Raw genomic sequence first — 19705 nt, forward strand, 5'->3', positions numbered from 1 at the left:
GTGCCGACTGGCAGGATGGTGACCATGAGTGGGCCATTGCTTCTCCTCGACGGTGCCAGCCTGTGGTTTCGTGCGTTCTACGCGCTGCCCGAGTCATTCGTCGACCCCGACGGAAGACCTGTCAACGCCGTGCGCGGTTTCACTGACATGGTGGCTTCCCTGATCACCAAACACCAGCCGAGTCGTCTCGCGGTGTGCCTGGACTTGGATTGGCGACCGCAGTTCCGCGTCGATGCAGTCCCGACGTACAAAGCGCATCGCGTCGAAGAAGGCTCTGACGGTTCGTCCGAAGAAGTTCCGGACACGTTGACGCCTCAGGTCGACATGATCATGGACGTGCTCGCAGCAGCAGGAATCGCGACGGCGGGTGCCGTCGGACTCGAAGCCGACGACGTGCTGGGAACGCTTGCCGCCACCGAGCGCGAAGATCTCACCGTCGTCGTCAGTGGTGACCGAGACCTTCTGCAGGTCGTCACCGACGAGTACGTGCCCGTTCGTGTCCTCTACGTGGGCCGTGGCTTGTCCAAGGCAGAACTCTTCGGACCGGTCGAGGTTGCCGAGAAGTACGGAGTACCCGGTGATCGTGCGGGCGAGGCATACGCCGAACTCGCGGTACTGCGCGGAGACGCCTCCGACGGTCTACCCGGCATCAAGGGTGTCGGTGAGAAGACTGCGTCGACGCTGATGCTGCGCTACGGCTCGTTGGCCGGACTTCGCGCGGCCGCAGCTGATCCGGAATCCGACATGGCCAAGGGAATTCGCGCAAAACTCACCTCACCAGAGGCCATCGCTTACCTTGATGCTGCGTTGCCGGTAGTACGAGTGGTTCGCGACGCGGACGTTCAGTTCTCGAAGGACGACCAACTCCCGGCGACCCCCGCCGATCCCGCACGCTTCGAGGAAGTAGCGGCCTCGCTGAACATCGAGCGCTCGGCCGGACGGCTTGCCGCCGCGCTCGCGGCTGCGGCGGCAGGCCGTTCCGACCAGTAGAGCGTCAGCTCGGGCGGCTGACCTCGTACGTGCCGTTGTCGTCGACAAAAGTCACAGTCACGTTCGACTTCACACCCGCGATCGAAAGCGTGCAGGTGAACTTGTTGCCTGACTTGACTTCCTGGTCCGCGGGGCACTGAACGTTGCTCACGTTCTTTGCCCCGTAGGACTCGGTGACGATCTTCTCGACGCCGGCCTGAGCCGCGCTCTGATCGAGTGTGTTCTTGCCGAAGACACCGAACACCAGGGCCACCACGACAGCAGCAAGTACGACGAGAACACCGATCGCACCGAAGATCAAGGGCTTCTTCGACTTACCCGACTGGTTTCCGGGCGCACCGGGACTCGGGAACGGCTGAGCCTGGTTCCACTGATTCTGCTGTCCCGGCGCTTGGCCGGGAGCCGCGGCGCCCCATGCCTGCTGAGGTGCGGCAGCAGGCGGCTGACCCCAGGCCTGGGTCGCGTCAGGTGCCTGCTGTTGCCCGGGCTGACCCCACGGCTGAGCGGGAGGCTGCTGCTGGGGTTGTCCCCACGGCTGTTGCTGGCCGGGTTGTCCTTGTCCAGGTTGCTGCGGCTGACCGTACGCAGGCTGACCACCAGGCTGCCCGGGCTGGCCGTAGGCAGGTTGTCCCCACGGCTGTTGCTGGCCGGGTTGTTGACCGGGCTGCGGTGTTTGACCAGGCTGACCCCACGGCTGCTGCTGACCAGGCTGCTGACCAGGCTGCTGCTGACCGCCCGGCTGCTGAGGATTCTGCCCCCACTGCTGCTCGTTCGGCTGCTGCTGATCACCAGGACCCCATTGCCGATTCGGATCGTTCGGTCCGTAAGGCCCGCTCATGTTCGCCTCCCACTCGAAATACCAGTCTGCGAATCAAACCACATAGTTGCGGTCATGCTGCGTCGACAGCAACTACCCCGCGACGAATTGCAGCTACCGCCCGCGCCGCAGTCTTCGCGACGTCGGCATCCGTCGATGTCAGGCGGACCTGATCGAGGAGATCGATCACCTGACGACACCAACGTACAAAGTCACCCGCAGACAGCGCACGGCCTTGCACTCCGGCCGCGATCAGTGCGTCGACAAGCGAGTTCTCACTCGCCCAGTGATAAACGGCGGTGACGAATCCGAGATCCGGTTCCCGCGTCGGCGGCAGCTTGTGGCGAATCTCGTCCGACCGCAGTTCGCTCCACAATCGTTGAGTGTCGTTGAGGGCGTGACGAAGCGCCGCTGTCGGCACCCGATCAACGGTGTCGCCGTCCCGACGTGATTCGTAGACCACCGAGGAGACGACGGCCGCCAACTCGGCCGGGCTGAGACCTGTCCACGCCCCGGTCCGCAGGCACTCGGCGACCAGAAGGTCGCTTTCCGAGTAGATGCGGCTGAGTCGTCGTCCGGATTCGGTGACTTCGGGCGCTGCTTCGGCAGTCATGTATTCACGCTCTTTGAGTAGCGCAATGATGCGGTCGAACGTCCGCGCCAACGAGTTGGTCGTGGCCGCTGCCTTTTCCCTCATCGACTGCGTTTCCCGGGCCAGCCGGTTGTAGCGCTCACCGATCCGGCTCAGATGTTCACGATCGGGCCAGCTGTGGCACGGATGCGAGCGAATAGCGCGTCGCAAAGTAGCGACCTCGGCGTCTTCGGACGCGCCCGCCTTGTGGCGCTTCTTCCGCCGGGGGGCACTGATCCCGGTACTACGCAACGCCGAGGCCAGATCGCGCCGGATCCTTGCGGTGTGGTGATCGACATGCTTGGGCAGGCGCATCTTTCCCAGAACGTCGGCTGCTTCCGGGAAATCACCCGAGGAGAGTCGGCCGGCCCACTGATCGGCAGTCAGAACCAGCGGACGCGGGTCCTTCGGATCGTTGTCCGGGACGAGGACCACTGCCACCCCGGAATGACGACCGATGGGAATTGCGATCACATCACCGCGGGCGAGTGCACGGAGGGACTCCACCGCATCTCCGCGTCGGTCTTCGCGGCCCTTACGTTCGAGCGCGCGCTCGCGCGCACTGAGCCGCTCACGCAACGACGCGTATTCGAAGTATTCGCCGTCCGCACCGCCGAGTTTCTCCTGCAAACCCTTCAGTGCTTCTTCGTTTCGCTCGATGCCACGCACCAGGCCGACCACCGAGCGATCCGCTTGGAACTGTGCGAAGGAACGCTCGAGCAGCTTCCGTGAATCGGCCGCGCCCATGCGTTCGACGAGGTTGATCGACATGTTGTACGAGGGGCGGAACGAACTGCGGAGCGGGAAAGTCCGGGTCGACGCCAAGCCGGCGACATCCGTGGGCTCGACCCCTGGCTGCCACAGGACCACAGCGTGCCCTTCGACGTCGATGCCGCGTCGGCCTGCCCGACCGGTCAGCTGCGTGTACTCCCCCGGTGTCAGTTCGGCATGCGATTCACCGTTGTACTTGACCAGACGTTCGAGGACCACCGTGCGTGCCGGCATGTTGATGCCGAGGGCCAGCGTCTCGGTCGCGAAGACCGCCCGCACGAGACCTTTGACGAACAGTTCCTCGACTGTCTGGCGAAATGCCGGCAACATGCCGGCATGGTGAGAGGCCAGTCCGCGTCGCAGTGCCTTGCACCAGTCCCGATATCCGAGAACTTCGAGATCCTCCTCGGGTAGTTCCCCGGTGTGTTTCTCGATGATGGTGTCGATCTCGCGAACCTGCTCCGGAGAAGTCAGATCCAGTCGGGACCGCAGGCACTGTGCAAGAGCCGCATCACAACCGGCGCGGCTGAAGATGAAGGTGATGGCCGGGAGCAGTCCGGACTGGTCCAGCTGCGCGATGACGTCAGGTCGTGGCAAGGGTCGGAAATCGTTGGAACTCTGGTAGCTGCCACGACGCCCGCGGCCACGCGGCTGCCAGCTCTCGACGCGTTCGAGAGCCTGACGCTGCTTGACGTGGCGAACCAGATCCTGATCGACGAGCACGGTCTTCGGCCCAGCCGCAGGATGACTGCGGCTGTCGAAGAGATCGAAGATCCGTCGACCGACCATGATGTGCTGCCACAGCGGGATCGGCCGCGTCTCGTCGACGACCACGGTGGTGTCGCCGCGGACGGTTTCCATCCAGGAGCCGAATTCTTCGGCATTGCTCACGGTCGCCGACAAACTCACCAGCCGAACATCCTCGGACAGGTGCAGGATCACTTCCTCCCACACCGCACCACGGAACCGGTCCGCCAGGTAGTGCACTTCGTCCATGACTACGTGCGAAAGCCCGCGCAGTGCCTCGGAATTTGCGTAGAGCATGTTCCGCAGGACTTCAGTGGTCATGACGACCACCGGTGCGTCGGAGTTGATACTCGAATCACCCGTCAGCAGGCCGACCTCGCTCGGGCCGTACCGCTCGACGAGTTCTGCGTACTTCTGATTACTCAACGCCTTGATCGGCGTCGTGTAGAAACACTTGCGGCCCGCCGCGAGAGCCAGGTGGACAGCGAACTCGCCGACCACGGTCTTGCCTGCGCCGGTCGGCGCGCAGACAAGGACTCCGTGGCCCGCTTCGAGCGCAACGCATGCCTTCACCTGGAATGGATCGAGTTCGAACTTCAGGCTGGACGCAAACGTGCTCAGTTCACTCTTGTTCATAACCACCTCGTCAGGGTTTCACACGCCGCCGACGTGGTGGCACGGCGCTCAGAGGGTGTCAGTGAAATCCTGACCGGGCGCGTTGTCGCCGCCGGTGTCGGATTTCTCCGCAACCGGAGCCTTGGACTTGGACTTACGTCCGAACAAACCACTCGATTCGGCCTTGGGTTTGGTCGGATTGTCGAAAGCCTCGTTCAGATCGGACGGAGACGAGATGGAGGACGCTTCCTCGTCGGACAGTGCGCCCCAGTCTTCACCGGCTCGCTTGGCCTTACGTTTGTCGTTGAGGCGAGCGATCTGAACAGCGACCTCGAAGAGAAGCGTCAGGGCCAGCGCGAGCGCCAGCATCGAGAACGGATCCGAACCCGGCGTGGCGACTGCAGCAAATACGAAAAGCCCGAAGATCAATCCTCGACGCCAGGCCTTCAAACGCTCGTACGTCAGAATGCCGGCAAAGTTCAGCACGACGACGAGCAGTGGAATTTCGAAGCTGACACCGAAGATGAGCAGCAGGTTGATGATGAAGCCGAAGTACTCCGAACCACTGAGCGCGGTGATCTGGACGTTGTCACCGATGGTCAGGAGGAAGTGCAAAGCCTTCGCAACGACGAGGTACGCCAGGATCGCGCCGAGAATGAAGAGTGCGGCACCAGCGGTGACGAATCCGACCGCGTATCGACGTTCTTTGGCGTAGAGCCCCGGGGTGATGAATGCCCACAATTGGTAAAGCCACACTGGGCAGGCAAGAACGATGCCGGCGGTGAGCGCCACTTTGAATCGCAGCATGAACTGCTCGAACGGCCCGGTCGCCAGCAATCGGCACGCGTCGTCGGTGCTGAGGTTGGCGCGACTCTCGGACGGAAGCTCGCAATACGGTCCACGAAGCAGATCGCCCAGACTCTCGAGACCGAGTATCGAGTGTGAGTACCAGAAGAAGCCGAACGCCGTGGTGATGATCACGCCGAGGAATGCGAACAACAAACGAGTCCGCAATTCGTACAGGTGGTCGACCAACGACATGGTGCCGTCTGGGTTGACCTTCCGCTTGCGGTTACGCGGATCTAACGGAATACGCACTGTGCATCCTGGTCTTGGTCAGCAGACAACCGGGGTGAACGAATATTTCACCCCGGCTAGAACGCAGTGTGTACTAGAGCGGCTTGACTTCGGTCGGCTGCGCAACAGGTGCTGCTGCACCGTTTGCGACCACCGCGGTGTTGGCCGTCGGCAACTGTGCCGGAGCAGGCTGTGCGACCGGCGCGCTTGCGGGCGCCGCATCGTCGTTCTGCATTTCCTTGACTTCGCTCTTGAAGATGCGGAGTGAACGACCCAGACCGCGTGCTGCATCGGGAAGCTTCTTCGACCCGAACAGAATTACGACGACAACAGCGACAATCAGCCAATGCATCGGCTGCATTGCACCCATAACGACCTCCCATGATCAGATTCCTCGATGCTACCGGACACAACCGGCGCTCGGAGGTGTCAAAGCACTTACTTCAGCTACCTTTTACCTGTTTGTTTCCTGCGAACCCACTGAACGCGGAGTTTCCCCAACTTTTACGAACCGATTACGTCGTAGGCGTCGAGTGCCGCAACGGCCCGATCATGGACTTCGGAGACCAGTTCCGGCGGATGAAGGACCCGAACTCCCTCACCGAATCCCAACACCAGCCTTGCCATCCATTCGAGTGTTCCGAAACTCATCGTCGCCTCGACCGACCCGTCGTCGTTCACGTGCTCGACGTCCATCGGGTAGTAGTCGAGCATCCACACCCACTCTTTGGTGATGAACAACCGTGCTTCCGGAAGGGAACCGTCGCCGCTGAACAACTCGAGATTCGAATCTTCCTCGAGGGCCTGCGGCGGCGGGTCGGCGGGCTCGTCGAGTTGGACGGCGGCATCGATCCGATCGAATCGGAACAACCGCACACCCTCGGCCTGACGGCACCAGGCCTGGAGGTAGCTGTAGTTGTCGACCAACACGATACGAACGGGATCGACGATGCGCTCGGAGACCGCGTCACGCGAGGCCGAATAATACGTCAATCGCAGGGCGGTCTTGTCTGCGAGCGCGGCTCTGACCGTCGCGGCGATCGGGTCTTCGGCGATGTCCGGCGCCGGCGATGTATCCCGGTCCTGACCGATAGCTCGTGCCGCGGCCGAGCCTGCTGCGTCCTCGATCTTCGCGATAGCGCGCTGGGCCGACGACGGATCGACCATGCCCGGCATTTCCACCAACGACCGAAGGGCGATCAGCAATGCCGTCGCTTCGGTAGAGGTGAGGCGCAGCGGGCGATCGATCCCGGCCGAGAACGTGACCTCGATACTTTCCTCGGAGAAGGACAGGTCGATGAGATCGCCGGGACCGTACCCGGGCAGTCCGCACACCCACAGCTGATTCAGATCGGTCATCAGTTGAGTCGTGCTGACGCCGAGTTCCTCGGCGGCCTCGGCGGGACTGATGCCCGGATTCGCCATGAAGTACGGCACGAGGTTGAGCAGCCGTGCCAACCGCGATGACAGTCGATTGCTCATCAGTTGTCCCCCTGTCCGTCATTGCTGGTGGCCGGGCTCGCCGCGGCGGCGCGAAGCTTCGCGACGACCTCCGCACGCAAATCCGGTGGGTCCAACACCAGTGCATCCAAACCGTGACCGGCGATCAACCGAGCGGTCCATTCCCAGGATCGGACGGGAATGGCCAGCACGCTGCCATCACGATCGGTCAGCCGCCGATCGGACGACGACGTCGCAAGCCGCCGAAGCTCATGTGCGCGGCCGTCTGCGACCCAGACCGTGGCGGTTCCGGTGACGACTCCCGATCCGGTCACGCGGTCGACGACCTCGCGAAGATCAACACCTTCGGGTTTGTGAACCGAACCGGCCGGGCCGAACTCCCTGACGTCGTCACCGATCCGGGAGAGCCGGAAGGTCCTCACCGCATCACGGTCGACGTCGTGCCCGACCAGATACCACTTGCCGTTGTGCGTGACGACGCCCCACGGCTCGACGGTGCGCTCGGTGAACGGTTCGTTCAACGCGCCGCGGTGCTGAAAATGAACTGCTCGTCCGGCGTCGACGGCTGCAAGCAGCTTGCCGAGCGCGGGCTCCGAACCGCGGGTGCGCGCGGGAATCGCCGTGACCGGCGCGGCACTGACTTCTGAGTCGACCTGGACGCCGGCCGCTCGGAGTTTGAGTAGTGCACTCTGGGCTGCCGAAATCAGTTCCGGCGACTCCCACAACTGCACGGCGACAGCAACCGCAGCAGATTCCTCGCTGGTGAGGTCAACGTCCGGAAGCTCATAGGCATTGCGATTGATCCGATAACCCTCGACCGTCGAGAACCGTCCTGCCAGACCGGTTTCCAACGGGACACCCAGGTCACGAAGTTCGTTCTTGTCGCGTTCGAACATGCGACTGAACGCTTCGTAGTTCGCGGAATCGTTGTACCCGGCCACACTGTCGCGGATTTTCTCCGCCGTGAGGAACTGTCTGGTGGACAGCAATGCGATCACCAGGTTCATCAACCGCTCGATTTTTGATGTCGCCACGCCGAAATCCTAGTGGCTATCCGATAACCGAACGCGCGCCGGACACTTTCGTGCCCGGCGCGTCGCCGCAAAACAGACCTGCCGTGTTGTAAATCGTGAAAATGAGTGACCTACATCGAAGCGATCAAACGCTCGACACGCTCGTCGACGGAACGGAACGGATCCTTGCACAGCACCGTTCTCTGCGCCTGGTCGTTGAGCTTGAGGTGAACCCAGTCGACCGTGAAGTCCCTGCCTGCGGCCTGGGCTGCAGTGATGAAGTCGCCTCGCAATTTGGCGCGCGTGGTCTGCGGCGGATTCTCGACGGCATCGTCGATCGTCTCGTCCTCGGTGACCCGCTTGACCAAGCCCTTTCGCTGCAGCACGTCGAAGACACCCCGGCCGCGTTTGATGTCGTGGTACGCCAAGTCGAGCTGCGCGATCTTGGGATCGGACAGGTCGAAACCGTGACGGTCCTGATAACGCTGGAACAGCTTGCGCTTGATGACCCAGTCGATTTCCGTGTCGACCTTCGCGAAATCCTGAGCTTCGACGGCATCGAGGGTGCGACCCCACAGGTCGACTACCTGCTCGACCTGCGGGTCCGGTTCGCGGTTACGCAGGTGTTCGACTGCCTTGGCGTGGTATTCGCGTTGAATGTCGAGGGCACTGGCCTGACGACCACCAGCTAGACGGACAGGCTTTTTACCCGTCACGTCGTGACTCACCTCGCGGATGGCACGAATCGGGTTGTCCAAAGCGAAATCGCGGAACGAAACCCCGGCTTCGATCATCTCGAGCACGAGTGCTGCAGAACCGACCTTGAGCATCGTCGTTGTTTCGGCCATGTTCGAATCGCCGACGATCACGTGCAGTCGGCGGTACTTCTCGGCGTCGGCATGCGGTTCGTCGCGGGTGTTGATGATCGGGCGCGAGCGAGTGGTCGCCGACGAGACACCTTCCCAGATGTGTTCCGCGCGCTGCGAGAGGCAGAACGTCGCGGCCTTCGGCGTCTGCAGCACCTTGCCGGCGCCGCAGATCAACTGGCGCGTGACGAGGAACGGCAACAAGACATCCGAAATGCGGGAAAACTCACCGGCGCGCGCGACGAGAAAGTTCTCGTGGCATCCGTACGAGTTTCCGGCCGAGTCGGTGTTGTTCTTGAAGAGGTAGATGTCGCCACCGATCCCCTCCTCGGCGAGTCTCGCCTCGGCGTCGATCAGCAGTTCTTCGAGCACTCGCTCACCGGCACGGTCGTGATTGACCAACTGGATGAGGCTGTCGCATTCTGCGGTCGCGTACTCCGGGTGCGAACCCACATCCAGGTACAAGCGGGCTCCGTTACGGAGGAAGACATTGGAGCTGCGACCCCACGACACGACACGACGGAAGAGGTAACGAGCAACCTCGTCGGGGCTCAGTCGCCTGTGCCCGTGAAAGGTGCAGGTAACGCCGAATTCCGTCTCGATACCCATGATTCGTCTCTGCACACTTCGACACTACAACCAGAATGCGAGGTTCACCCGTGTACTTCGATCGCGTCGTAAGTCACGACTCGACAACGTCGGGCGGCGGCATAGTGTGACGGTGTGAGCCTTATTCGCCGAAAAGTTGTCCGAAGCGACGTCAAAGTCATGGAAAGCACTGGAGCACTGCGCCCTTCCGTGCTCGACCCGACCATGCGGTTTCTCTCCAGAGCTGCCGATCACGGCGTTTTGTGGATGGTTGTCGCAGCCTTGCTCGCGATGATCGGTGGCCGCCCCAGGAGGGCAGCGGCACGTGGGATGCTCGCGCTGGCAGGTTCGAGCGCGCTGGCCAACGGCATACTCAAGCCCCTCTTCCCTCGGCGGCGCCCACCGGCGCGTGTCTGGCTGAGCCCGAAGCGAGGCGTCGACATTCCGACGTCGTCCTCGTTCCCCTCCGGGCATTCGTCTTCTGCCGCGGCATTCACCGCGGCAGTGGCCATGGAGTCCCCGGCGGCGGGCGCCGCACTCGCGCCACTGGCCGCAGCAGTGGCGTACTCACGCGTTCACAACGGAGTGCACTGGCCGTCCGACGTCTTCGCAGGCCTCGCGGTAGGCGGCGCAATCGCTGCCGGCACGCGTCGTTGGTGGGCGGTGCGGGACGAAGAACCCGCCGAACTCGGACCCGAGTGCGTGGTTCCCGCGCTCGCGCGCGGAGAAGGCTTGTTGGTCTTCACCAATCCTGGTTCAGGCTCCGAGGACGACGGGATCGTGGAATCGATTCGAGAACTGCTACCGGAGGCCATCGTCTACGAGTTCGACGCGGACATCGACTTCGACATGCAGATCGATGCCAAGATCCCCGAACTCTCGCCGAAAGCGTTAGGAGTATGCGGCGGCGACGGAACAGTGGTCACGGTCGCGACCGCGGCGACAAAGCACGAGCTACCACTTGCGGTCTTTCCCGGCGGAACGTTGAACCATTTCGCCCGCGACGTCGGGGCGGTGAATGTCGAGGAGACCGCACAGGCAGTCGAGTCCGGTCAGGCGGCATTTGTCGACCACGCGGTGGTGCGCACGGATTCCGGAGTGACTGCACGGTTTCTCAACACAGCCAGCCTGGGCGGATACCCGGACGCTGTGCGTCTGAGGGAAAAGTGGGAACCGCGTTTCGGTAAGTGGCCGGCCGCTGGTGCTGCAATGATCCGGGTTCTCGCAGCGGCAGAGCCGATGACTGTCACCATCGACGGGAAGCGGACCACCATCTGGATGCTTTTCGTCGGAAACGGGCGATACTCCCCCGCTGATCAGGTGCCTATGTCGCGTCCGGAGATGAACCGTGGACTGCTGGACGTCCGCTACTTGCGCGCGGACAAGAAGTTCTCGCGTTCACGCCTGCTGTTTGCTGCTGCCACAGGAACATTGGGCAGCTCGCGGGTCTACGTTCGCGAACTCGTGTCCTCGATGTCGGTTCGAGTGGCCGATTCACCGGTCGCCATCGCCACCGACGGTGAAGTGGTGGCAGACGCGCGCCGGTTCGATTTCGACACCGAACCGGGCGCGGTGGCCGTCTACAGAATCACTCAGTAACTCCAGACCTGCAGTAACTCCCAGACCGACGCAGCAACTACGAGGGTGCGTCGCCGTTTGCCGGCGGCGCGTCCTCAGTTGCTGCCGGAGTTGGAAGCATCTCTTCCAATGCCGAACCAGCGATTCTTTTGAACGCACGGCGTGGACGGTTGCTGTCGAGAACGGCAACCTCGAGTGCACTCACATCGAGTGTTCGCGGTTCCGCCTCAGTGGTTCCGGCCGGCGCCGGACCGCCCTTTTGAAGCGCCCCGACCGCGAGCCGCACCGCGGATTCGAGGTCGAGGTCTCGCTGGTAGAACTCGCGCATCGCCGTCACGATCGGTTCGGTTGTACCGCCCATGACCACGAATTCCTGCTCGTCCGCGATGGAACCGTCGTACGTGATCCGGTAGAGCTGAGCCGGCGTACTACTCCCGAAACGGCCGATCTCGGCAACGCAGATCTCGACCTCGTACGGCTTGGGCTGCTCGGTGAAGATCGTTCCCAAGGTCTGTGCGTACGCATTGGCGAGGGAACGCCCCGTGACGTCCCGACGGTCGTACGAGTACCCACGCATGTCGGCGTGGACGATGCCCGCGCGGCGCAGATTCTCGAACTCGTTGTACTTGCCCACTGCCGCAAATCCGAGACGGTCGTACAGTTCACTGACCTTGTGCAGCGCCCTCGACGGGTTCTCGGCGACAAAGAGCACTCCGTCACGGTAGGTGAGAACGACGACGCTGCGTCCGCGGGCAATTCCCTTGCGCGCCAATTCCGAACGATCGCGCATGATCTGTTCGGCTGATGCGTAGTACGGCATCGTCATAGCGCAGACTCCCCTTCCGGACTCGCTGTCGCAGTACGAGCCGCGACGATCTCCCTTGCGATCTCGGCAGCCTTGGCCGTCGACAACTCCACGGCACCGGCCGAGGTGATGGTGACCGCTGTCGGATAGATCCCGCGTGTCAGATCAGGACCACCGGTAGCCGAATCGTCATCTGCCGCGTCGTACAGCGCCTCGACTGCGAACCGAAGCGCGGTGTCCTCGTCGATTCCCGGGGAATACAGCTTCTTGAGCGCCGATTTCGCGAACAGGGAACCGGATCCGACTGCGTGATAGCCCGCGCGCTCCTCGTATCGCCCACCGACGACGTCGTAGGAGACGATGCGACCTGCCCTCGACGGATCGACCGCGTCCAGGTCGTAACCCACGAGCAGTGGCACGACCGCCAAGCCTTGCATCGCTGCTCCGAGATTTCCTCGAACCATCGACGAAAGTCGATTGGCCTTGCCGTCGAACGTGAGTGGGACGCCTTCGATCTTCTCGTAATGTTCGAGCTCGACCGCGAAGAGCCGGACCAGTTCGATTGCGATCCCGGCCGTACCGGCGATACCCGCAGCCGAGTAGTCGTCCGTGACGTACACCTTCTGCACGTCACGGCTGGCGATGAGGTTGCCCATCGTCGCTCGGCGATCACCCGCGAGCAGAACTCCACCCGCATAGCTGATCGCGACGATGGTGGTGCCGTGCGGAGCTACGTCTCCCCCGCCCATGACAACACCTCCTGTGTCGGCGAAGCGGTTCTGCGGAAGATGCTCCGGTGCATGCACCCGAAGGTATTCCGAGAATGACGACAGATTCGAGCCGAAGCTCAACCGTGTGTCCCCGTCGGTGATCCGGGGCGCGCGATCCACCGTCACTGGCCGCCCTTCTGGACATAGGCACGGACGAAGTCCTCGGCGTTCTCTTCCAACACGTCGTCGATCTCGTCGAGCAGGTCGTCGGTTTCTGCAGCGAGCTTCTCACGACGTTCCTGGCCGGCACTGCCGTCGCCACCAGTGGTTTCGTCGTCTTCGCCGCCACCGGCACGCTGCGTCTGTTCTTGAGCCATCGCCGTCGACCTCCTTGTGTGAAGGGAGCTCTCGCGAGCATCCTGTTCGGCCCAGCAGAGTCGGTAACTGATCCCGCTCGGACCTTCACCCTACCGAGCGGCACCGTCAGGTGTGGAGAGACGCGACGGCGAGCCGCATCGGCTGTTTCAGTGAGTGAGCTGATCAACCAGTTCCGCGGCGCTGTCAACGGAGTCGAGCAACGCTCCGACGTGCGCTTTGGTACCTCGAAGCGGCTCGAGGGTGGGGATGCGGATCAACGACTCGCCTCCGAGATCGAAGATGACCGAATCCCAGCTCGCGGCCGCGATATCGGCCCCGAATCGGCGTAAGCACTCGCCACGGAAGTATGCGCGAGTGTCGGTGGGAGGGTTCGTGACCGCGTCGAGAACCTGCTGTTCGGTGACAAGCCGCTCCATGGAGCCGCGAGCAACCAGACGGTTGTAGAGGCCCTTGTCGAGTCGCACGTCGGAGTACTGCAGATCCACCAGATGCAATCGCGGAGCCGACCACGCGAGTCCCTCACGATTGCGGAAACCTTCGAGCAGGCGCAGTTTGGCCGGCCAGTCGAGGATGTTCGCGCACTCCATGGGATCGCGCTCGAGGAGATCGAGAACCATCGCCCACTTGGCGACGATATCGTCCGCTCGCGGATCACGATCCGCCTCGCGATCGAGGAACTTCGAGACACGTTCGAGGTAAATACGTTGCAGCGCAAGCCCCGTCAGTTCACGACCGTCGGCCAGCGCAACGGTCTTGCGAAGAGTGGGGTCGTGGCTGATGTGGTGGACGGCGGTGACCGGACGTGCCAGTTGCAGATCGGTGAGGTCGACGCCCGCCTCGATCAGGTCGAGTACCAGCGCGGTTGTTCCCACCTTGAGGTAGGTCGACATCTCCGCGAGGTTCGCGTCACCGATGATGACGTGCAGCCGGCGGTACTTGTCCGCATCCGCGTGCGGTTCGTCGCGGGTGTTGATGATTCCGCGCTTGAGCGTGGTCTCGAGGCCTACTTCGACCTCGATGTAGTCGGATCGCTGCGAAAGCTGGAATCCGGCCTCGTCGCCGGACTGACCGAGACCTACACGACCGGAACCGCAGATCACCTGCCTGGACGCGAAGAACGGCGTCAAGCCGGTCACGATCGAGGCGAACGGGGTGTCACGCGAGCAGAGGTAGTTCTCGTGCGTGCCGTACGACGCACCCTTGCCGTCGACGTTGTTCTTGTACAACTGCAACCGTGGGGCACCCGGCACGCTGGAGGCGTGCCGCGCAGCTGCCTCCATCACTCGTTCGCCGGCCTTGTCCCAGATCACGGCATCGAGCGGGTCGGCGACCTCGGGGGCCGAATACTCAGGATGGGCGTGGTCGACGTACAACCGTGCCCCGTTGGTGAGAATCATGTTCGCGGCGCCGATCTCGTCAGCGTCGATGACCGGTGCGGGCCCGCTCATTCGCCCCAGATCGAAGCCTCGGGCATCTCGCAGCGGAGATTCGACCTCGTAATCCCAGCGTGTGCGCTTGGCCCGTGGCACGCCCGCTGCGGCGGCGTAGGCAAGCACCGCCTGGGTTGAAGTGAGAATCGGATTCGCCGACGGCTCACTGGGTGAAGATATTCCGTATTCGACCTCGACACCGATGATCCGCTGCATGACACAAGAGCCTATGTGATTGCGGCGCGGCACCCACAGGCGTGGCACAGTTGGAGGAATGCACCAACCTCTCACCGCAGACCTGAATCCCGCGGACGAGGTAGTCGCCGTGTACGACCGGACGGGTAATCCGATCGGCCGAGCACCACGTTCCGTCGTCTACTCGGGTGGGCTCTGGCACGCGAGTGCGGGGGTCCTGGTTCGCACCGGGGACGGCTCCCGCATCTACGTCCATCGCCGAACCGATACAAAAGCGGTGTTCGGGGGCTATCACGACTGTCTTGCCGGAGGTGTCGTTGATCCAGGTGAGACGCCGCAGGAAACCGCGATCCGTGAAGTCGGTGAAGAACTCGGAATCTTCGGAACAGCAGATCAGCCACTCCAACTGACGGAGATCGCTCGAATCTCCTGGGACGGCGAGTGGAACAACTCTCCGTTGCGCTGTCACCTGTTTGCGTTCGAACTCAGATACGACGGGCCGATGGCACATCAACCCAGCGAGATCGCCGAAGGTTGGTGGTGGACGCCGAAAGAACTCGGCGCCCACCTGCAGGACCCGTCGTGGCCGTTCGTTCCGGACTCACGCGCGCTGCTGGCCGACTATTGCTGGAGCTGAACACCGCTGGAGTTGAACACCGCTGGAGTTGAACACCGCTGCGACTGAACACTGCCGCGACCGTGATCAGCCCGGGGTGATCGCTGAGAGCCAAGCAGCAAACGCGCTGGGGTTGCGGGTCTGCGCGAGAACGCGTCCGGGGCCGGTGAAGTCGAAGACAAATCCTTCACCGGACTTCATCGACTGAATGGTGCGCCCCTGAACGGCGCGCCGCATGTTGAAGTTCATCCCGAGGTCGTAGGCGACCACGTGACCGGTATCGATCGTGACCGTCTCGCCTGGCTGCAAGTCGATGACGTCGATCGCGCCGTAGACGGCCAGCACTACTTCACCGTCGCCACTTGCCCGCAGACCGAATCCACCCTCACCGCCGAAGAGGTTGGACATGCCTCCCCACTTGGACTCGACGGTCACGCCGTAGGAGTTGGCCAACCAGGTTCCACGGTTGAGGAAGAACGGGCGATCGGACGTGATGGTCAGTGGGATCAGATCGCCGGGAAGCACGCCGGTCACGTCGACCCAACCACCTTGCGGCGGAGCGGTATACGTCGTGACGAAAAACGACTCCCCACTGAGCATCGACCGCTTGAGTCCCTGCAGGACGCCGCCCTGCGCCTTCGCTTCGAGAACTACGCCGGCGGAATGCGCGAGCATTGCCCCGCTCTCCACGCGCAGCGGTTCGCCGGGCGCGAGGTAGCAGCGAGCGACAGTGGACGACGGATTGTGTCGAAGATGTATCTGCACGGCGGGACTCTAAACCAGCGCGACCGACCGGTCCAATCGCAACGGAGGGAACGGCAGCGACGCACAGATCGGGCCGACGACTCCCGAGGAGTGGCCGGCCCGATCGGTGTTCGTTTCGCTACAGGTACTGGCCCGTGTTCGACTCTGTGTCGATCGCGCGGCTGGCACTGGCGTTCTTACCGGTGACGAGTGTGCGGATGTAGACGATCCGCTCACCCTTCTTGCCCGAAATACGTGCCCAGTCATCAGGATTGGTGGTGTTCGGCAGATCCTCGTTCTCGGCGAACTCGTCGACGATGGAATCGAAGAGGTGCTGCACACGCAAGCCAGGAGCACCGGTGTCGAGTACCGACTTGATCGCGTACTTCTTGGCGCGGTCGACGATGTTCTGGATCATCGCACCCGAGTTGAAGTCCTTGAAGAACAGAACTTCCTTGTCGCCGTTGGCGTAGGTGACCTCGAGGAAACGATTCTCTTCGCTCTCCGCGTACATGCGATCGACGACACGAACGATCATCGCCTTCAAGCATGCGGTGCGATCGCCACCGAACTCGGCAAGGTCGTCCGCATTGATCGGCAGACCGTCCACCAGGTACTTCGAGAAGATGTCCTGAGCGGATTCCGCGTCGGGGCGCTCGATCTTGATCTTCACGTCCAGTCGGCCGGGACGCAGGATGGCCGGGTCGATCATGTCCTCACGGTTGGAAGCGCCGATGACGATGACGTTCTCGAGCCCTTCCACGCCGTCGATCTCGCTGAGCAGCTGCGGGACGACCGTTGTCTCCACGTCGGAAGAGACTCCCGAACCACGGGTACGGAAGATCGAGTCCATCTCGTCGAAGAAGACGATCACCGGCGTCCCCTCGGACGCCTTCTCACGAGCACGCTGGAAGATCATCCGGATGTGACGCTCGGTTTCGCCGACGAACTTGTTCAGAAGTTCCGGGCCCTTGATGTTCAGGAAGTAGGACTTGGCGTCCTTGCTGTCCTGACCGCGAGCTTCGGCGATCTTCTTGGCCAACGAGTTGGCGACGGCCTTGGCGATGAGCGTCTTACCGCAACCAGGCGGACCGTAGAGCAGTACACCCTTCGGCGGCCTCAGCGAGTACTCGTGGAACAAGTCCTTGTGGAGGAACGGGAGTTCGACGGCATCACGGATCTGTTCGATCTGACGCCCGAGACCACCGATGTCGTCGTAGTGAACATCCGGAACTTCCTCGAGAACCAGATCTTCGACCTCGGCCTTCGGGATGCGCTCGAAGGCGTACCCGGCCTTGGTGTCGACGAGCAACGAGTCGCCCGGACGCAGTTTCCTGGTCGGAGAATCGGCGTCGTACGCGATGATGTCGGCTTCGGGGTCGGCGAAGACGGCTGCCAACGGTGCTGCGAGCCAGACGATGCGCTCTTCGTCGGCATGACCGACCACCAGTGCGCGCAAGCCGTCGTCGAGTACCTCACGGAGCGTGCTGATCTCACCGACCTGCTCGTAGGTGCCGGCCTCGACGATGGTGAGTGCCTCGTTGAGGCGCACCGTCTGTCCGAGGGCAAGGGTGTCCGTGTCGATGTTCGGTGAGCACGTCAATCGCATCTTGCGACCCGACGTGAACACGTCGACGGTCTTGTCCTCGTGTACCGAGAGAAGGACTCCGTAACCGCTCGGCGGCTGACCGAGTCTGTCGACTTCTTCACGAAGTGCGATGAGCTGCTGACGGGCCTCCTTGAGGGTGTCCATCAACTTGCTGTTTCGGATGGACAGCGAGTCCACCTTCGACTCCAGCTCACGCACCTGCTCCGGCGATTGTGCAAGTTGTCGGCGCAGTACTTGTGCTTCCACTCGTAGCGCGTGGAGTTCTTCTGCTGCCGCAACCGAATCCGGGTTCTCTGTCGAGCTCATGTGCGTCTCCTCCCAGTGCGATCCATCAACGCTACCGGCATAAGGCCCTAAGTGTCGCCAGACACGGTGCGCGAGTGCGAATTCACACGTGAGTACGGACCGTGCCGACTGGTCTCGAGCCAGGTTTTGGTCATGTTAGCCTTGCCTACAAGATGGAGACAGCGCCTGTCTCTCTTTACAACGAAAGGTAACGCTGTGATCATCCGCAAGACTCTCATCAGCGCTTGTGCCGTCGCTGCCGTCCTGACCATGGGCGCATGCAGCTCGGACGACAACAAGGATTCGACGGCTGCCAGCGCGACTTCGGTCGCCGCCTCGAGCACCACGGCCAAGGCCTCGGCTTCCGCTACGACGCCTGCTGCCGCTGCCGCAACGGCTCCGACGGCCGAGGAGCTCAACGCTTCGCTCGTCGCTCTGATCGATCCGGCCAAGCCGATCGAGGAGAAGACCGCTCTGGTGGTCGACGGAACCAAGCGTCAGGCCAACATCGAGACGATGAGTGCTGCGCTGGGCGGTAACCCGGCCTACGCGATCACGTTCAACGTGGACAACGTCAAGGTCGACGGTCAGACCGCAACCGCAGACGTCGCCGTCGTCAGCCCGCACGGCGCCGCACCCGCCACCCCGTGGACCTGGGAGCTCGAAGACGGCTCCTGGAAGCTGTCCGACACCTCGGCATGCGTGCTCCTGGAAATGGGCCGCGCTTCCTGCACCGCATAACTTCCAGCTACGACAAGAGCGGCGATCCGGAATCCGGATCGCCGCTCTTGTTGTTTTCGTGTGACTACTTGGCTGCCGTGTTCGAGCCCTTGCCCGCGCGCCGCTGCGGCTTCGGGGTGACCGTTCCTTCGGCCAGACGACGAGCGCTCACGAGGAACGCGGTGTGGCCCTGCATCCGATGCTCGGGACGCACCGCCAATCCGACGACGTGCCAACCGCGCACGATCGATTCCCACGACCGTGGCTCGGTCCAGCATTCCTGCTCACGCATCGCTTCGACGACCTTCGAGAGCTGAGTAACGGTCGCGACGTAGACGATCAACACGCCGCCTGGCACGAGCGCCTTCGAGACGGCGGGCAGGACGTCCCATGGAGCCAGCATGTCGAGTACGACGCGATCGACCTTGCCGCCGTGCGCTTCCGGATCGAACTCCGCCAGATCGGCGATGGTCAGTTCCCAGTTCGGCGGACGTTCACCGAAAAAGGTCTCGACGTTGCGAACCGCGTGTTCGGCATGATCGTCGCGGACCTCGTAGGAGATGACCTTGCCCTCGGGTCCGACGGCACGCAGTAGTGAACACGTCAGTGCGCCGGAGCCGGCTCCGGCTTCGAGCACGCGTGCTCCTGGAAACACGTCGCCTTCGTGGACGATCTGAGCTGCGTCCTTCGGGTAGATGACCTGTGCACCGCGCGGCATGGACAGCACGTAGTCGACCAGTAGCGGGCGCAGGGCGAGGTAGGGCGTGCCGTTGACCGACTTGACGACGCTGCCCTCGTCGGCGCCGATCAAATCGTTGTGAACGATTCCGCCCTTGTGGGTGTGGTACTCGCGGTTCGCCTCGAGAACGATCGTGTAGTGGCGTCCCTTGCCGTCGGTCAGCTGGACTCGGTCGCCGACGCGAAACGGCCCCGACGGCCGCTTGCCCGGCGCAGTGAGATCAGCTTCTGGAAGCTCTTGTTCGGGAATCTCGGCGACAGCGGACTGCACAACCTCATCCACTTCGGTCGTGCCTTCTTCTGGTTGCAGCTCGTTCGCCA

The 19705-nt window shown here is 62.7% G+C and carries 18 protein-coding genes; 4 read left to right on the top strand and 14 right to left on the bottom strand.

The window, feature by feature from the left end:
* Positions 1–24: 24 nt before the first annotated feature.
* Entirely contained in the window at positions 25–990 is a 966-nt protein-coding gene (locus GJB56_RS08085; RefSeq protein ID WP_069146631.1) for a 5'-3' exonuclease, read from the top strand.
* Between the two features lie 4 nt (positions 991–994).
* Here the strand turns inward: GJB56_RS08085 and GJB56_RS08090 are convergent, their stop codons facing one another.
* From GJB56_RS08090 to pafA, 7 genes are all read right to left on the bottom strand, one after another.
* Entirely contained in the window at positions 995–1828 is an 834-nt protein-coding gene (locus tag GJB56_RS08090) for a DUF4333 domain-containing protein (RefSeq protein WP_020907805.1), read from the bottom strand.
* A gap of 52 nt (positions 1829–1880) precedes the next feature.
* Positions 1881–4592, bottom strand: a complete 2712-nt coding sequence (locus tag GJB56_RS08095; protein WP_021344319.1) for a DEAD/DEAH box helicase — start codon at positions 4590–4592, stop codon at positions 1881–1883.
* Positions 4593–4640: 48 nt separating this feature from the next.
* The gene (gene tatC / locus GJB56_RS08100) at positions 4641–5669 is read right to left on the bottom strand and encodes a twin-arginine translocase subunit TatC (RefSeq protein WP_019748510.1); all 1029 of its coding nucleotides are present in this window, start codon (positions 5667–5669) and stop codon (positions 4641–4643) included.
* Between the two features lie 73 nt (positions 5670–5742).
* Positions 5743–6018, bottom strand: a complete 276-nt coding sequence (gene tatA, locus GJB56_RS08105; RefSeq protein WP_003944836.1) for a Sec-independent protein translocase subunit TatA — start codon at positions 6016–6018, stop codon at positions 5743–5745.
* 134 nt (positions 6019–6152) lie between these two features.
* Positions 6153–7130, bottom strand: a complete 978-nt coding sequence (locus GJB56_RS08110; protein ID WP_113683654.1) for a helix-turn-helix transcriptional regulator — start codon at positions 7128–7130, stop codon at positions 6153–6155.
* Positions 7130–8143, bottom strand: a complete 1014-nt coding sequence (locus GJB56_RS08115) for a helix-turn-helix transcriptional regulator (protein WP_019748512.1) — start codon at positions 8141–8143, stop codon at positions 7130–7132. The genes GJB56_RS08110 and GJB56_RS08115 overlap by 1 nt, the downstream gene beginning before the upstream one ends.
* Before the next feature lie 110 nt (positions 8144–8253).
* On the bottom strand, positions 8254–9612 hold the full coding sequence (gene pafA / locus GJB56_RS08120; protein WP_007729869.1) for a Pup--protein ligase: 1359 nt from the start codon (positions 9610–9612) through the stop codon (positions 8254–8256).
* Positions 9613–9756: 144 nt separating this feature from the next.
* Between pafA and GJB56_RS08125 the strand changes: the two genes are divergently transcribed.
* Complete coding sequence (locus GJB56_RS08125; protein WP_021344323.1) at positions 9757–11175, top strand: phosphatase PAP2 family protein; 1419 nt, start codon at positions 9757–9759, stop codon at positions 11173–11175.
* 37 nt (positions 11176–11212) lie between these two features.
* Here the strand turns inward: GJB56_RS08125 and prcA are convergent, their stop codons facing one another.
* From prcA to dop, 4 genes are all read right to left on the bottom strand, one after another.
* Positions 11213–11980, bottom strand: coding sequence for a proteasome subunit alpha (gene prcA, locus GJB56_RS08130; protein ID WP_047888147.1), 768 nt, complete (start codon positions 11978–11980; stop codon positions 11213–11215).
* Complete coding sequence (prcB, locus tag GJB56_RS08135; RefSeq protein WP_019748515.1) at positions 11977–12855, bottom strand: proteasome subunit beta; 879 nt, start codon at positions 12853–12855, stop codon at positions 11977–11979. The genes prcA and prcB overlap by 4 nt, the downstream gene beginning before the upstream one ends.
* Positions 12852–13046, bottom strand: coding sequence for a ubiquitin-like protein Pup (locus tag GJB56_RS08140; protein WP_003944925.1), 195 nt, complete (start codon positions 13044–13046; stop codon positions 12852–12854). The genes prcB and GJB56_RS08140 overlap by 4 nt, the downstream gene beginning before the upstream one ends.
* A gap of 147 nt (positions 13047–13193) precedes the next feature.
* The gene (dop, locus tag GJB56_RS08145) at positions 13194–14693 is read right to left on the bottom strand and encodes a depupylase/deamidase Dop (RefSeq protein ID WP_019748516.1); all 1500 of its coding nucleotides are present in this window, start codon (positions 14691–14693) and stop codon (positions 13194–13196) included.
* 58 nt (positions 14694–14751) lie between these two features.
* Here dop and GJB56_RS08150 point away from each other — a divergent pair, with 58 nt between their 5' ends.
* The gene (locus GJB56_RS08150) at positions 14752–15309 is read left to right on the top strand and encodes an NUDIX hydrolase (protein WP_020969670.1); all 558 of its coding nucleotides are present in this window, start codon (positions 14752–14754) and stop codon (positions 15307–15309) included.
* Between the two features lie 66 nt (positions 15310–15375).
* On the opposite strand, the gene GJB56_RS08155 is transcribed toward GJB56_RS08150, so the two are convergent.
* Positions 15376–16053 (bottom strand): TIGR00266 family protein, encoded by a 678-nt coding sequence (locus GJB56_RS08155; RefSeq protein ID WP_003944961.1) that lies wholly within the window; start codon positions 16051–16053, stop codon positions 15376–15378.
* Between the two features lie 118 nt (positions 16054–16171).
* A complete protein-coding gene (gene arc / locus GJB56_RS08160; protein ID WP_003944870.1) occupies positions 16172–17947 on the bottom strand; it encodes a proteasome ATPase in 1776 nt (591 codons plus the stop codon).
* 195 nt (positions 17948–18142) lie between these two features.
* Between arc and GJB56_RS08165 the strand changes: the two genes are divergently transcribed.
* Positions 18143–18667 (top strand): hypothetical protein, encoded by a 525-nt coding sequence (locus GJB56_RS08165; RefSeq protein WP_113683655.1) that lies wholly within the window; start codon positions 18143–18145, stop codon positions 18665–18667.
* 64 nt (positions 18668–18731) lie between these two features.
* Here GJB56_RS08165 and GJB56_RS08170 read toward each other — a convergent pair whose 3' ends face one another.
* The gene (locus GJB56_RS08170; RefSeq protein ID WP_007729892.1) at positions 18732–19655 is read right to left on the bottom strand and encodes a tRNA (adenine-N1)-methyltransferase; all 924 of its coding nucleotides are present in this window, start codon (positions 19653–19655) and stop codon (positions 18732–18734) included.
* Between the last annotated feature and the right edge of the window lie 50 nt (positions 19656–19705).

Source organism: Rhodococcus sp. AQ5-07 (assembly GCF_009707305.1).
In the GTDB taxonomy this organism is placed as follows: Bacteria; Actinomycetota; Actinomycetes; order Mycobacteriales; family Mycobacteriaceae; genus Rhodococcus_F; species Rhodococcus_F erythropolis.

Bases quoted from the DNA above. Each gene is read 5' to 3' on its own strand.
- GJB56_RS08125 (WP_021344323.1), top strand. From the start codon at position 9,757: ATGGAAAGCACTGGAGCACTGCGCCCTTCCGTGCTCGACCCGACCATG.
- prcA (WP_047888147.1), bottom strand. From the start codon at position 11,980: ATGACGATGCCGTACTACGCATCAGCCGAACAGATCATGCGCGATCGT.
- GJB56_RS08085 (WP_069146631.1), top strand. From the start codon at position 25: ATGAGTGGGCCATTGCTTCTCCTCGACGGTGCCAGCCTGTGGTTTCGT.
- GJB56_RS08090 (WP_020907805.1), bottom strand. From the start codon at position 1,828: ATGAGCGGGCCTTACGGACCGAACGATCCGAATCGGCAATGGGGTCCT.
- GJB56_RS08150 (WP_020969670.1), top strand. From the start codon at position 14,752: ATGCACCAACCTCTCACCGCAGACCTGAATCCCGCGGACGAGGTAGTC.
- GJB56_RS08095 (WP_021344319.1), bottom strand. From the start codon at position 4,592: ATGAACAAGAGTGAACTGAGCACGTTTGCGTCCAGCCTGAAGTTCGAA.
- GJB56_RS08110 (WP_113683654.1), bottom strand. From the start codon at position 7,130: ATGAGCAATCGACTGTCATCGCGGTTGGCACGGCTGCTCAACCTCGTG.
- dop (WP_019748516.1), bottom strand. From the start codon at position 14,693: ATGCAGCGGATCATCGGTGTCGAGGTCGAATACGGAATATCTTCACCC.
- arc (WP_003944870.1), bottom strand. From the start codon at position 17,947: ATGAGCTCGACAGAGAACCCGGATTCGGTTGCGGCAGCAGAAGAACTC.
- tatA (WP_003944836.1), bottom strand. From the start codon at position 6,018: ATGGGTGCAATGCAGCCGATGCATTGGCTGATTGTCGCTGTTGTCGTC.
- GJB56_RS08140 (WP_003944925.1), bottom strand. From the start codon at position 13,046: ATGGCTCAAGAACAGACGCAGCGTGCCGGTGGCGGCGAAGACGACGAA.